At 65.7% G+C, this 12,497-nt stretch carries 14 protein-coding genes; 2 read left to right on the top strand and 12 right to left on the bottom strand.

Annotated features, from left to right (window positions below; translation table 11 throughout):
- Nucleotides 1-33: 33 nt before the first annotated feature.
- From BMX37_RS11435 to BMX37_RS11425, 3 genes are read right to left on the bottom strand one after another with little or no spacing between them, the layout of a single operon-like run.
- The gene (locus BMX37_RS11435) at nucleotides 34-720 is read right to left on the bottom strand and encodes a TadE/TadG family type IV pilus assembly protein (protein ID WP_093665873.1); all 687 of its coding nucleotides are present in this window, start codon (nucleotides 718-720) and stop codon (nucleotides 34-36) included.
- On the bottom strand, nucleotides 717-1,328 hold the full coding sequence (locus BMX37_RS11430; RefSeq protein WP_093665872.1) for a TadE family protein: 612 nt from the start codon (nucleotides 1,326-1,328) through the stop codon (nucleotides 717-719). The genes BMX37_RS11435 and BMX37_RS11430 overlap by 4 nt, the downstream gene beginning before the upstream one ends.
- The gene (locus tag BMX37_RS11425) at nucleotides 1,328-3,316 is read right to left on the bottom strand and encodes a TadE/TadG family type IV pilus assembly protein (protein ID WP_093665871.1); all 1,989 of its coding nucleotides are present in this window, start codon (nucleotides 3,314-3,316) and stop codon (nucleotides 1,328-1,330) included. The genes BMX37_RS11430 and BMX37_RS11425 overlap by 1 nt, the downstream gene beginning before the upstream one ends.
- 77 nt (nucleotides 3,317-3,393) lie before the next feature.
- Between BMX37_RS11425 and BMX37_RS11420 the strand changes: the two genes are divergently transcribed.
- Nucleotides 3,394-4,059, top strand: a complete 666-nt coding sequence (locus BMX37_RS11420) for a squalene/phytoene synthase family protein (RefSeq protein ID WP_093665870.1) — start codon at nucleotides 3,394-3,396, stop codon at nucleotides 4,057-4,059.
- A gap of 3 nt (nucleotides 4,060-4,062) precedes the next feature.
- Here the strand turns inward: BMX37_RS11420 and BMX37_RS11415 are convergent, their stop codons facing one another.
- The 3 genes from BMX37_RS11415 to BMX37_RS11405 are packed head-to-tail and all read right to left on the bottom strand — an operon-like array spanning nucleotide 4,063 to nucleotide 5,704.
- A complete protein-coding gene (locus tag BMX37_RS11415) occupies nucleotides 4,063-4,530 on the bottom strand; it encodes a cytidine deaminase (RefSeq protein ID WP_244501540.1) in 468 nt (155 codons plus the stop codon).
- 14 nt (nucleotides 4,531-4,544) lie between these two features.
- Nucleotides 4,545-5,219 carry a glycoside hydrolase family 25 protein gene (locus tag BMX37_RS11410; protein WP_244501539.1) on the bottom strand — a complete coding sequence of 225 codons (675 nt, stop codon included), beginning with the start codon at nucleotides 5,217-5,219 and terminating at the stop codon, nucleotides 4,545-4,547.
- 2 nt (nucleotides 5,220-5,221) lie between these two features.
- The gene (locus BMX37_RS11405) at nucleotides 5,222-5,704 is read right to left on the bottom strand and encodes a UPF0262 family protein (RefSeq protein ID WP_093665867.1); all 483 of its coding nucleotides are present in this window, start codon (nucleotides 5,702-5,704) and stop codon (nucleotides 5,222-5,224) included.
- Nucleotides 5,705-5,793: 89 nt separating this feature from the next.
- Between BMX37_RS11405 and BMX37_RS11400 the strand changes: the two genes are divergently transcribed.
- The gene (locus tag BMX37_RS11400; RefSeq protein WP_093665866.1) at nucleotides 5,794-7,284 is read left to right on the top strand and encodes a replicative DNA helicase; all 1,491 of its coding nucleotides are present in this window, start codon (nucleotides 5,794-5,796) and stop codon (nucleotides 7,282-7,284) included.
- A 91-nt stretch (nucleotides 7,285-7,375) separates the two neighbouring features.
- On the opposite strand, the gene BMX37_RS11395 is transcribed toward BMX37_RS11400, so the two are convergent.
- The 6 genes from BMX37_RS11395 to cobA form a co-directional block, all read right to left on the bottom strand.
- Nucleotides 7,376-8,377 (bottom strand): SDR family oxidoreductase, encoded by a 1,002-nt coding sequence (locus BMX37_RS11395; protein ID WP_093665865.1) that lies wholly within the window; start codon nucleotides 8,375-8,377, stop codon nucleotides 7,376-7,378.
- A gap of 49 nt (nucleotides 8,378-8,426) precedes the next feature.
- Entirely contained in the window at nucleotides 8,427-9,182 is a 756-nt protein-coding gene (locus BMX37_RS11390; protein WP_093665864.1) for a phosphoadenylyl-sulfate reductase, read from the bottom strand.
- Nucleotides 9,175-9,618, bottom strand: coding sequence for a DUF934 domain-containing protein (locus tag BMX37_RS11385; protein ID WP_093666003.1), 444 nt, complete (start codon nucleotides 9,616-9,618; stop codon nucleotides 9,175-9,177). The genes BMX37_RS11390 and BMX37_RS11385 overlap by 8 nt, the downstream gene beginning before the upstream one ends.
- Nucleotides 9,619-9,625: 7 nt before the next feature.
- Nucleotides 9,626-11,257 (bottom strand): nitrite/sulfite reductase, encoded by a 1,632-nt coding sequence (locus BMX37_RS11380; protein ID WP_093665863.1) that lies wholly within the window; start codon nucleotides 11,255-11,257, stop codon nucleotides 9,626-9,628.
- Between the two features lie 85 nt (nucleotides 11,258-11,342).
- Nucleotides 11,343-11,639, bottom strand: a complete 297-nt coding sequence (locus tag BMX37_RS11375; RefSeq protein ID WP_093665862.1) for a DUF2849 domain-containing protein — start codon at nucleotides 11,637-11,639, stop codon at nucleotides 11,343-11,345.
- A complete protein-coding gene (gene cobA / locus BMX37_RS11370) occupies nucleotides 11,636-12,427 on the bottom strand; it encodes a uroporphyrinogen-III C-methyltransferase (protein WP_093665861.1) in 792 nt (263 codons plus the stop codon). Before cobA ends, BMX37_RS11375 begins: the two co-directional genes overlap by 4 nt.
- Between the last annotated feature and the right edge of the window lie 70 nt (nucleotides 12,428-12,497).

Here is a 12,497-nt window from a genome sequence, read left to right as displayed (position 1 = left end):
GTGGCAGCGAAGCGCCCGTATGCCGGCGCTGGATCAACAGGTGGACGGGGTGACCCCCGCCACCTTGTAGACGCCGTCCGGATGGGTGGCAGATGATCCAGAGCCGGCGTCGCTGCTGAGGTCGCGACGGTCGCGCACGGACATGGACGCGATCTCCACCATGTCGGCTGCGGGCGTCCAGCGTGTCGATATGAGCGGCTTGTATCGGTAATAGACCTCCACGAACATGGTGGCGTTGTCGTCCAGGGCCGTAACTTGGCGACTGGCAGGCCCTATTCCGCTGAGGTCCGTGGCGCCTGCGACTCCGTAGCTGGAACTGTGGATCTTGGTCCCGTAGCAGCGCTGCCAGACAATCTTGAACTTCCCCGACGTGTTCGGGTTCGCCATCGGCTCCAAATCCGAAAGAATGACGCGGCCGTTGGTTTTCAAGTCAAGGCCGTTGGAAGCCAGCTGCGAGCCCACGAACAGGTCGTTTATGTCGCTTTCGCTGATCGTCTTCGCGACCAGCGGGGAGCCGGTGCCGATACGCGCCGCATTGTCCGCGATCTGTAACGCCAATTGACTGATGCGCATCCGGGTAGTCGCGTAATTTGCGAGCTCAGCGCCGCCGAGCGACAGCGTCACGAACACGGGCAGGACTATGGCGAACTCGATCAACGCCACGCCGCTATCGGACGTGCATATCCGTCCGAGGAAACGAGACATCACGGCGCCTTTCATGGGCAGTTCAGCACGGTCGTGCCGATCGTCGATTGTTCCGAGTAAGGCTGGTTCTGGAGAACGGTCTTGGCCACTATCACCTGGTCCGCAGGCACGTTGATGAAGTGGTTGAGCGGCAGCAGGCGGGCATAGCGAGCCGTCACCGTGTACACCGTCTTGTCCTTGGCACCGCCCTGTGCGCCGTTACCACCATCAGAATCCCACATCTTGTTGTTGTTGGCGTCGACATAGGGCTCATTGTCGTCACACCGACCATCGCCGTTGGTGTCGGTATAGTCCTCCGGCGTCTTGTTGGATGCAGCGGCAAAAGTGCGGTACGATCTTCTTTCAAAGCTGACCTTTGCCTTATTCATCAACATCAGGACTTGTCTCTCGACCTTCTTGTCCAGCGCCGCCTGTATATCAGGTGTCGCGGTTTCAAGGCCACTGTCCCGTGCTGTCTTTTGGACGATGCCTTGCAGCGCCGCCTGAAGGTATAGCGTGTGAGCGATGTCGAACGAGCCAACCAGGAAAAGGCACATGACCGGCGCAACGATCGCAAACTCTACGATCGTGATCCCACGCCGATCCGATCGTAATCGGCGCGAGAGCGTTGGAATCTGGCGCATCAGTTGGTCAGCCGCAATTGTGAGATCTGGTTGGCAATGGATCGAAAAGTGTTCTGAAGATCGGCCTGATTGCGAGCCGCAAAGTAACGATCGGTGGTGGCGCACTTCTTCATCATGTTCTCAATGGTCGCATTCTTCTGACCAAACCAGATGACCCAAAGCGTGATCTGTTCGTTCTTGATCCGCGTGCACAGCGCCTGAGTGCGGGCGTTCACCTGTTCAGTGAGCGTGCCGGTCGTGGTGCAACCATCCGTCGGTACGATCGAGGGATCCGTCTGGCGACGATCGTACCAAGCCAGTCCATAAGCCTGGTAGTTCATCACCGAGGTGCAGGCGTCGCCGTCCGTCATGAAGATCATGTGCCGCTGGATCTCGCCTCCCTGCGGCGTGTATTCGTTTTCGGACCGGAAGATGCCGGTAGGCCACATCAGGCGCGCGCCCCATATCAGGCCGATGTCATGATAGGTGTTGCCACCCGCGGACAGGCTGTCGACATAGGAGTCGAACTGATCGGCATCCCCCCATTTCTCAAGCTTGTGAGCCGCCGTCGGGCAGTAATAGGCTTCACCGGAGTATCGCTGGTAAAAATTGGTGACGGTATCCAGCGTGTAGCTGCCACTGTTGTCGTAACTGTTGCGACGTGGATAGATCACGCTGGGCAACGCCGGACCCCATTGCGTATCCACGTTGCCAGTCGGCGCGCTCTTCAGATCCAGATCGAGGGCGCCGTCCGGAATGGGGTCGTAGCTGTCCTGCCGCACCGTGCGGCGCTCCTCGATGCAGCCATCCCATTTAGCGGCGACGTTGGTTCCGTTGTCGCCGACCGGTAAAACGACGCTGCTGTTCCAGTTGCTGCCGTTCTTCAGGCCCGATACGTTGAGTGTGACCTGCTTGTAAGCCCATGCGCTGAAAGGGAGCGCCCCCGAGCCGTTCGACGAAGCGCGGTCGTAATAGGATCGCCTCTCCACGTTACGCTGTTGCGACTGGAGGCGGCACGCATTGTTGGTCCAATAATATCGAAAATCGACCTGAATATAAGGGGCGTAGGCACGCCATGACGTGGACGTTTCGCTGTCCGGCCACGACGTGGGATTTCCGTTCGCCGTGTAGGTGTCATCGGGCGGCGTGGTCCCGTTGCAGTCTGCCTTTGCAGCGTTGATCGTGGCGCCGGTGCTGACCCAGCCGGACCAGCTTTTCCCGTTGCGTAGCGTCAGGCCGTCATAGCTGTTCCATGTACCATATAGCGTGGCCAGCTCCCGCGATTGGTACGGCCATTGATCGGCTAACCATTCTGGCTTCAACAGGTAACCGACGCGGACGTTGGTAGTATATGGCACGAAGCCGAAGCGAACCTGTACCTGGTCGCTAAGGCCGCCAGATGGTGCGCCGCCCACACACTCTTCGTCGGTGTCCTGGCGTGCGACGATCTCGTAGAAGCACTTGACGGCCGATCGCAGGGCCTGGATCTTTGTCTGGCTATCGCTCGATACCGCCTTGTCGCCCATCGACCCTGTGTTATCGAGCACGAACATGACGTCGGTGTTCGGCAGGCGCATTTCCGCCTCGCAGCTGACAGCCAAATTCACCGAGCGGGCGCCGATCACGCGGGTCAGGGTCATCGGCAGGTCGGCAGAAGCGGTGCCTGTCACCTTACCGGCATTCTCGGCAAAGCCGCTCTTGAGGTTGCCGCTGCCATAGGAACCGGTCGCGAAGTTGGCCGCAAAGAACTGGTTGGCGACACCGGCCGGCATATTGTTGCCCTGCGACCACTGCCCTCCGCCCATCGCCTTACGCCCGGCCAGTGCGGCGGCATCGCACGCGTGTTGCAGCCGGGTCTTGGTCAGGTACATGCGCGCGACATCAATGCCGCTGCCCACCATGCCTGCGAGTGGGATCAGTGCTGCCGCCATGATCGCCAGCGTGTTCCCTCGCGTGTCGCGGGCGAGGCGGGTCATGAACGAACGCGGACGTTCTTCGCAGCCGGTCATGGAGTTCGCGTGTCCTGATGCTAACGGGGTCAGGACACGCCCATGCGCCACCAATGGGTAATTGCTGCTGAAGTGCTATGGTGAATGTCGGAGTAACCTTCGTGTCCGAGCTACCGATTATCCTCGCCTACGCACCTCCGCCACATCGGGAGGCTTTTGAAGCGTTGCTGTCCTTGGACGCGACGCTGGCCGGCATCCTGCGCTCGACCAGAGAGCCGCTGGTCGGGCAGATGCGGCTGACGTGGTGGAATGACGCGCTGCTCCGGCTCGACAACGGGCCGCCACCCGCCGAACCGACCCTCGTGGGCCTAGCGGCGGAGGTGTTGCCATGCGGAGTCAGGGGCGCCGATCTCGCCCGCATGACGTCAGGCTGGGAGATGCTGCTGGTCGAGCCGCTGACCGAGGCCGAGCTTGTCGCGCATGGCGAGATGCGTGGGGGCGGACTGTTCGACGTAGCCGCCAGGACGCTCGGCGGGACGATCGCAGAGGTGGCCTTGGCCGGGCAAGGCTGGGCACTGGCGGATGTTGCCGGCAATCTGAAGGACGAGGCGTTGGCGCAACGTGCGCGCGACCTTGCGGCGGGCCGGTTGTCGCAGGCGTTCGGCCGCCGCTGGCCCAAGCCCTTGCGCGCACTGGGGGCGCTGGCGCTGTCGGCGCGCATGACGCTGGCCGCCAATCCGCGCCCCGCCGGTCACCCGCTGCGTGTGGCGCGGTTGCTGCGATTCCGGCTGACCGGGCGCTGAGGCTCAGGCCATACCCAGATCGGCCGGCCCGAACGCGTCCGGAAGCAGGTCGGAAACGCGGTAGCTGCGGATCGCGTCACCGACCGCCGCGCCGCAATGCACGGGAAGGTCGCGGCCGCTCATCTGTGCCGCTTCGTTCAGCACCTGGCGGCAGCGACCGCACGGGCTGACCGGGGAGGTGCCGGTCGGCCGTCCGTCCGCATCCATGGCGCCGCCGATCACGCCGACCGCGACGATCTCCCTCAGCCGGCCCGCGGCGCTAGCCGTCGCCACCGCCACCGTTTCCGCGCAGAGCGACAGGCCATAGCTGGCGTTTTCCACATTGGCGCCGGTCACGATCGTGCCGTCCCGCATCAACAGCGCCGCACCGACGGCGAAGCGCGAATACGGCGCGTGGGCGTTCAGCGCGGCCTGACGCGCGGCTTCCACCAGTTGGGTCGCCTGGACCGTGTCCTCGCCCTGCATATCCATGCTGTCCTTTTCCATCATGGCGCGACCACGTCCCAGTTCACCGGGCCTTCCACCCCATCAATCCGGCGGACGTCGCTGGCCCGCCACATCCGCCAGGGCCGGCCGGCATAGCCCGGCTCCATGCCGTTGCCCATCACCCAGATCGGTCGGTTGACGGCGCTGGTCAGCTGGTATTCGCGTTCCGCGGCGCGTGACACGCGCACGATCACCGGCTTGCCCGCATGCGTCTCCACACGGGTGGCGAAGCGCCTGATCGCGTCGAGCAGCGCGGCGCGGTCCGGATGTGCCGCGCAATCGTCGCGCAGATCGATGTCGACGGCCGGGGGCAGGGCGTCATCGGTGCGGGGCACGAAGGTATTGAACGCGTCCGCCTGATCCTCCGCAGGCTCGCAGAGTGAAAATAGATGCACCGCGCCGCGCCTCAGCCCCGCCTCGGGAAGGGCTTCCCAGTCGCTCTCGAACTCGGCTTTGCGCTGCCGCGTCCCGGCGGTCGCGGCCAGGTAGGCGAAGTCGGCGCCCGCCGCCCTGACAAAGCCCCACTCGATCCGCTGCGACGTCATGGGCAGGTCGATGCCCTGCAATGCGAAGCGTTGTGTCGAGGGGCGCCAATGCACGGCCAGCGACCAGCCGACCATCCCCAATATCGCCAGAACGGCAAGCAAGGCCGCCGGCTTCCAATACCGTGTCACTCTTATCCCCGAATGTGCAGCGCGCAGATCAATGTGAACAAGCGGCGCGCGGTGTCGAAATCGACCTCGATCTTGCCCTTCAGCCGCTCCTGGAGCAGCTCGGCGGCGTCGTTGTGGATCGCGCGACGCGCCATGTCCACCGTTTCGATGCCCTGGGGCGTCGCCTGGCGGATCGCCTGGTAATAGCTGTCGCAGATCGCGAAATAATCGCGGATCGGCCGCCGGAACCGCCCCAGGGCCAGGATCAGCGTGTCGAGCAGCGTGCCGTCACTGCGGCTGATCTGGATACCCAACCGGTTCTCGACGCACCCGAGCTTCAGCCGGTACGGCCCGGCATAGCCGTCTCCTTGAGCCTTTTGCGGGGCGAAGCGGTTGTTCTCGACCAGATCGAACATGGCGATCCGCCGCTCCTGCTCGACATCGGCGGAGCGCCAGCCGATGCTGTCCTCGTCCAGCTCGACCGCGATGATGCGGGGATCGCTCATGGCGGTGGACTAGGCCGGATGACGCCTGCGGACAAACATTCTCGTTACCCTGTTTCGTCGGCAGGCCCGCTGGGCGTAAGGACGGGGTCATGGCAACCCTTGCATTCCCGACTCCCGCCGCCGCCGCCGAACCGCAGCAGCTTCCCCGCAACGTCGAGGCGGAGGCCGCGATGCTGGGCGCGATGATGATCGACAATCGCCTGGCCGACGACCTGATCGATCGGCTGGAGCCGGCGCATTTCTACGAGCCCGTGCATGGCCGGGTCTTTGCCGCGATCAAGACGCTGCGCGGCAACGACATGCTGGCGACCCCGGTGACGCTGCGCCCGATGTTCGACGCGGATGAGGCGATGAAGGAGTTGGGCGGCCCCGCCTATCTGGCCGGCCTGACCGGGTCGGGCGCCGGGCTGATCGGCGCACGACAGTTCGCGACCCAGATCTACGACCTGGCGCAGCTTCGCGCGCTGGTGACGGTCGGGCGCACGCTGGTCGAGCGGGCGATGGACACATCGGAGGAGGTGAACCCGCGCGCCCAGATCGAGCTGGCTGAGGAGGCGCTGTACAAGGTCGCGGGCGACGGCGGCGCCGAGAGTGCGGTCAAGACCTTCGCCCAGGCGACCACCGCCGCGGTGAAGATGGCGGAGCGGGCGCTTAATTCCGGCGGCAACCTGTCGGGCGTCACCACGGGACTCGATTCGGTCAACGCGAAGATCGGCGGCATGCACCATTCCGACCTGATGATCCTGGCGGGCCGTCCCGGCATGGGCAAGACGTCGCTGGCGACCAACATCGCCTTCAACGCGGCACGGCGCTGGATGCGGGATATGGCGGACGGCATCGCGCCCAAGGACTCGGTTGGGGCGAAGGTCGCGTTCTTCTCCCTCGAGATGAGCGCCGACCAGCTCGCGACGCGTATTCTGGCCGAACAGTCGCGGATCAGCTCCGAAAGCCTGCGCATGGGCAAAATCAGCAAGCAGGAGTTCGCGCAACTCGCGGCGGCGGCGGCGGAGTTGGAGAACCTGCCGCTCTTCATCGACGATACCGGCGGCTTGTCGATCAGCGCGCTGCACACCCGCGTCCGTCGGCTGCAACGCCGCCACAACAACGAGATCGGTCTGGTCGTGGTCGACTACCTCCAGCTGCTGACCGGGGGCGGCAAGGGGTCGGAGAACCGCGTGCAGGAAATCTCCGAGATCTCGCGCGGGCTGAAGACGCTGGCCAAGGACATGAACGTGCCGGTGCTGGCGCTGTCCCAGCTGAGCCGCGCGGTCGAAAGCCGCGAGGACAAGCGCCCGATGCTGTCCGACCTGCGCGAGTCGGGATCGATCGAGCAGGACGCGGACATGGTGTGGTTCGTGTTCCGCGAGGATTATTACACGGCACAGCGCGAGCCGAAGCGGCCGATGGAGGGCGACGAGCACAAGGTGTTCGAGGATCACGCCAAATGGGCGAGCGACATGGAGCGGGTCTATGGCCTGGCCGAACTGATCGTGGCCAAGCAGCGCCACGGTGCGACGGGCAAGGTCGTGCTGAAGTTCGATCCGACGATCACGCGGTTCAGCGACTACGCCGGCTATTGAGGCGGAGCAGGGCGAGGCATGGGATGCGGAACCCCTGCCTCGCCGTACCCTCTAGCGGAAGGTGGGCGGGAACGCATCCCGCCTGATCGCATCAGGGCTGACCCGTGCCGCCCGCCGCGCCATAGACCTGGCCGGTGGCGAAGCTGGCGTCGGATGCCGCAAGCTGGACATAGATCGACCCGAGTTCGGCGGGTTGGCCCGGCCGGCCAAGGGAGGTGTCGCCACCGAATTGTTGCAGCTTCTCCGCCGTCGCGCCGCCCGCTACCTGTAGTGGCGTCCAGATCGGACCCGGTGCCACGCCGTTGACGCGGATACCCTTGGGGCCGAGCTGCTTCGCCAGCGACTTGGTGAAGTTCATCATCGCCGCCTTGGTCATCGCATAATCGACCAGGTTCTCCGATGGGTTGTACGCCTGTTCGGACGTCGTCTGGATGATGGCGGAACCGGCGGGCATGTGCGGCAACGCGGCCTTCGTGATCCAGAACGTCGCATAGATGTTGGTCTTCATGGTCGCATCGAAGTCGTCGCTGGTCAGTTCGGCGAGCGACTGGCGCTGCTGCTGGCGACCGGCATTGTTGACCAGGATGTCCAGGCCGCCCAGTTCCTTGACCGCGCGGTCGACCAGCGTGCGGCACCATTTCTCGTCGCGAATGTCGCCGGGCAACAGCACCACCTTGCGGCCCGCCTGCCGGATCAGGTCCGCCACTTCGCGCGCGTCGGATTCCTCTGCGGGCAGGTAGCTGATTGCGACATCCGCCCCCTCACGCGCGAAGGCGATGGCGGCGGCGCGGCCCATGCCGGAATCACCACCCGTGACCAACGCCCGTCGCCCATTGAGGCGGCCGGACCCCTTGTAGCTGATTTCGCCATGGTCCGGACGCGGGGTCATCTTGGATGCGAGACCGGGAAAGGGCTGCATCGCCGTTTTGAACGGGGGCCGCGGATATTTGGTGGTCGGATCGACCAGCGCCGCCGGTGCCGTGCCGGTCATGCCCTGACCGGTCGCCGCATCGGTCAGCCCAGCCGCGGCCAGACCCGCCGCCGCGCCGCTCATGACCGTGCGTCGCGACACGCCGTTATTGTCGTCCGTCATGTTCCAGTCTCCCTCGATTGCGGTGGCAACGAGCGAGACCGGGGGCGGTTCAACCGTTTGATGTTTGTAAGCTTTTCGGCGCAACCGGCTGATGGATGCCGCACTCGATCTTGCCGAACCCACGCCACCGGCCAGCACGCGGGTCCTCACCGGGGGCGACGGGGCTGGTGCACGGCGCGCAGCCGATCGACGGATAGCCGAGCGCCTCCAGCGGATGGCGCGGCAGGTCGTGGGCGGCGAACCACGTGTCGATGTCGCCACGGCTCCAGTCGGCGAGCGGGTTCAGCTTCAGCCGGCCATCCTCCATCTCGAAGCGGGGCAGGGCGCGGCGGGTGCCCGACTGGAACCCCTTTCGACCGGAAATCCAGGCGGCAAATGGCCGCAGGGCACGGGCGAGCGGCTGCACCTTGCGGATGTCGCAACAGCCATCCGGGTCGTAGCCATGGCGCTCTCCCGCCGGATCGCGTGCGGCGAGAACGGCCGGATCGGGCCGGAACACGCGCACGTCGGTCAGGCCGAGCCGCTTCACCAGCGTATCGCGATAGGCGAGCGTCTCGGGGAACATACGCTCCGTATCGGTGAAGATAACCGGGGTCGCGGGGTCCGCCAGTGCCACCATGTGGAGCAGCACCGCCGACTCGGTCCCGAACGACGACACGGCAGCAATTCGGCCGGCCAGATCGCCGGTCAGCAGCTCGGCGAGCATGTCCGGCGCGGACACGCCGGCAAAGCGCGCCTCCAGCGCCGCCGGATCGAACGCGGGGGCGGTGTCGATGCGGTCGACGGCGCGTGCGGCCTCAGCCATGGCGACGCTTCCACACGGGCACCGCCGCATCGGCCGCGGTCTGGTAGCGGAGATCGTAGCGATCGAGGCTGCGGCGCAGCGTGGCGGCGTCGATCTCCGCCTCCGGTACGAAGCTGTCGAAGCCACACCGGCGCATCAGCGGCAACTGGTCGACCAGCACATCTCCGGCGGCGCGCAGTTCCCCGTGATAGCCAGCCTCACGCAGGATGCTCGCCGCCGAATAGCCGCGTCCGTCGCGAAACGTCGGGAAGCTCACCTCCACCAGCGCGATGCGATCGAGATGGTCGATCAGCGCGCGCGCGTCGTCGCCCGCCTCCAGCCTGACGGCGGTGGCATTGGACTGGCCGGCCAGAAAGGCGTCCAGCGTGACCGCCGGCTCGTCATGCGGCTCATCGTCGCGGAAACGTAGTTGCGGCTCTGCCGCGACGCTCGTCATATCCGGATCAGCCATAGATCGCCTCCTTGAACGGCGCGAAGCCGACGCGGCGGTAGGTATCGAGAAAGCGCTCCCCCTCGACGCGCTCGGCGAGGTAGCGGTCTGTGACGCGCTCGATGGCGTCCACCACGCCGTCCTCGTCGAAACCGGGACCGGTGATCTTGCCGAGCGACACATCCTCCGCGCCCGACCCGCCGAGCAGCAGCTGGTAATTCTCCGTGCCTTTCCGATCCACGCCCAGAATGCCGATATGGCCGGCATGGTGGTGGCCGCAGGCGTTGATGCAGCCGGAAATCTTCAGCTTCAACTCGCCCAGTTCACGCTGCCGGCCGCGATCGGCGAAGCGGGCCTGGATCTTCTGCGCGACCGGAATCGACCGGGCGTTGGCCAGCGCGCAGTAATCCAGCCCGGGACAGGCGATGATGTCGCTGATCAGGTCGAGATTCGCCTCCGCCAGCCCGGCGCCGCTCAGCGCCTGCCAGATGGCATGCAGATCGGCCTTGCGGACATGGGGCAGGACGATGTTCTGGGCATGGGTAACGCGCAACTCGTCAAAGCCGTAGCGCTCCGCCAGGTCGGCCATCAGGTCGATCTGGTCTGCGGACGCGTCGCCCGGAATGCCGCCGATCGGCTTGAGGGAAATGTTGACGATGGCATAGCCCGGCTGCTTGTGCGCGGCGACGTTCTGATCCAGCCACACCGCAAAATCCGGGTCGCTACGGTCGACCGTATCCGGCGCATCGGCGTCGAACGCGGGTGGCGCGAAGAAGGCGGTGATCCGCGCCAGCTCCGCCGCCGGCGGGTCGATGCCCAGCTGCTTGACCAGCGAGAACTCTTCCTCGACCTGACGCCGATATTCGTCGGCACCGATCTCGTGCAGCAGGATCTTGATCCGCGCCTTGTAGATGTTGTCGCGCCGGCCATAGCGATTGTAGACGCGCAGGGCGGCTTCCAGATAGCTCATCAGGTCGTCGGCCGTGACGAAGTCGCGGATCAGCGACGCGATCATCGGCGTACGGCCCATGCCGCCGCCAACGAAGATTCGGGCACCGAGCACGCCGTCCTGCCGGACCAGCTGGATGCCGATGTCGTGCAGCCGCATCGCCGCACGATCCTCATCGGCCGCGATCACCGCGATCTTGAACTTGCGGGGCAGGTAGCTGAATTCGGGGTGGAAGGTGGACCATTGCCGGATCAGCTCCGCCCAGGGGCGCGGATCAGCCACCTCATCGGCTGCGGCGCCGGCATATTGGTCCGAACTGATGTTCCGGATGCAGTTGCCGCTGGTCTGGATGGCATGCATCTGGGTGGTCGCCAACTCTGCCAGGATGTCGGGCGTGTCGTCCAGCTTGATCCAGTTGAACTGGATATTCTGACGCGTGGTGAAGTGGCCGTACCCGCGATCGTATGTCCGCGCGATATGGCCCAGCATCCGCATCTGGCGGCTGTCCAGCGTGCCATAGGGCACCGCGACGCGCAGCATATAGGCGTGGAGCTGCAGGTAGAGGCCGTTCATCAGCCGCAGCGGCTTGAACTGGTCCTCCGTCAACTGGCCCGACAATCGGCGCGCCACCTGGTCGCGGAACTCGTCGACACGCGCGTCGACAATCGCCTGATCATATTCGTCGTAGCGGTACATCAGCTCGTCATTCCGACGCGGCGGGCGATCCGGGGATCGGGGTGCCGCGCTGTGAGGGTCGGGACGCGGGGAGGGTATGCCATGGTCATATGACCCAGCTGCCGGCGTTCGGATCGGCGGGTTTCAGGGTCAGGTCCGGGCGCACGGTCGGGCCGAGTGCACGAATCCGATCCTTGATATGCGCGGGGCGCGGGCCCTCGGCGGTGGGCGCGGCGTCGATGACATAGGCACCGACCACGCGGCGCACGCCCTCTTCGGCGCGAGCGATCGCCTCACCGTCGGTGGCGACGTCGGCGGCATCCTCGACATGGCGCGACCAGGTGGAGCCGGTCCACCAGATCACGTCGCCGCTGCCCAGGTCGTTGCCGGTCAGGATCTTCATGCCGACAGGCCCTCCGCAACGCGCGCCCAGCGGGCCAGGCGATCCTGTGCATCGGACAGGGTCACGACCTCTCCGACCACGATGATCGCCGGGCTCTGCACCCGGTCCCGCTCCACCATGGGCCCGAGATCGGCCAGCAACGTGCGGAGCGCGCGGTGTCCCTCCAACGTGCCCTTTTCCAGTACGGCGACGGGCATGTCGGGCGCGACGCCATCCGCCATCAGCTTGTCCGCGATGGCGGTTGCGGTCGCGACACCCATGTAGATCACCAGCGTGCGGCCCTGGCCGGCCAGGCCCGACCAATCCTGTTCGGACAATCCCTTGCACTGGCCGGCGACGAACGACACCGCCGAGCTGTGGTCACGGTGGGTCAGGGGCAACATCGCCTCCGCCGCACAGCCTAGCGCCGCCGACACGCCCGGGGTCACCTCGACCGGCAGGCCGGCCGCGCGCACCGCCTCAACCTCCTCCCCGCCGCGACCGAAGATGAACGGGTCGCCGCCCTTCAGCCGGATCACGATCGCGCCCGTCTTCACATGGGCGACGATCAGCGCGTTGATCGCCTCCTGCGGCAGGGTGTGGCGCGCGCGTCGCTTGGCGACGGAGATCCGCTGGGCGCTGGCAGGGGCGAGGTCCAGTACGCGCGGGTCGATCAAGCCGTCATGCACGACGACATCGGCGCGTTTGAGTGCTTCCACCGCGCGCACGGTGAGAAGTCCGGGGTCGCCGGGTCCGGCGCCGACCAGGATGACGCGGCCGCGCTGGGCGGGATCGAGCAGGCTTGCCATGCGAGCCGAATGGGCCACCCGCGCATCCGCCGCAATCGACCGTTGCTTGGGCGCGGCCTAGCGCGGCTTT

The sequence above is a fragment of the Sphingomonas gellani genome (genome assembly GCF_900110035.1).
Taxonomy (GTDB): Bacteria; Pseudomonadota; Alphaproteobacteria; order Sphingomonadales; family Sphingomonadaceae; genus Sphingomonas; species Sphingomonas gellani.
Note: the sequence above shows the minus strand (reverse complement) of the source record. Positions and strands in the feature narration are given on the sequence as shown.

Coding starts and splice junctions, on each gene's coding strand:
- BMX37_RS11435 (WP_093665873.1), bottom strand. CDS start 720: ATGAAAGGCGCCGTGATGTCTCGTTTCCTCGGACGGATATGCACGTCC.
- BMX37_RS11430 (WP_093665872.1), bottom strand. CDS start 1,328: ATGCGCCAGATTCCAACGCTCTCGCGCCGATTACGATCGGATCGGCGT.
- BMX37_RS11425 (WP_093665871.1), bottom strand. CDS start 3,316: ATGACCGGCTGCGAAGAACGTCCGCGTTCGTTCATGACCCGCCTCGCC.
- BMX37_RS11420 (WP_093665870.1), top strand. CDS start 3,394: ATGGTGAATGTCGGAGTAACCTTCGTGTCCGAGCTACCGATTATCCTC.
- BMX37_RS11415 (WP_244501540.1), bottom strand. CDS start 4,530: ATGGATATGCAGGGCGAGGACACGGTCCAGGCGACCCAACTGGTGGAA.
- BMX37_RS11405 (WP_093665867.1), bottom strand. CDS start 5,704: ATGAGCGATCCCCGCATCATCGCGGTCGAGCTGGACGAGGACAGCATC.
- BMX37_RS11400 (WP_093665866.1), top strand. CDS start 5,794: ATGGCAACCCTTGCATTCCCGACTCCCGCCGCCGCCGCCGAACCGCAG.
- BMX37_RS11395 (WP_093665865.1), bottom strand. CDS start 8,377: ATGACGGACGACAATAACGGCGTGTCGCGACGCACGGTCATGAGCGGC.
- BMX37_RS11390 (WP_093665864.1), bottom strand. CDS start 9,182: ATGGCTGAGGCCGCACGCGCCGTCGACCGCATCGACACCGCCCCCGCG.
- BMX37_RS11385 (WP_093666003.1), bottom strand. CDS start 9,618: ATGACGAGCGTCGCGGCAGAGCCGCAACTACGTTTCCGCGACGATGAG.
- BMX37_RS11380 (WP_093665863.1), bottom strand. CDS start 11,257: ATGTACCGCTACGACGAATATGATCAGGCGATTGTCGACGCGCGTGTC.
- BMX37_RS11375 (WP_093665862.1), bottom strand. CDS start 11,639: ATGAAGATCCTGACCGGCAACGACCTGGGCAGCGGCGACGTGATCTGG.
- cobA (WP_093665861.1), bottom strand. CDS start 12,427: ATGGCAAGCCTGCTCGATCCCGCCCAGCGCGGCCGCGTCATCCTGGTC.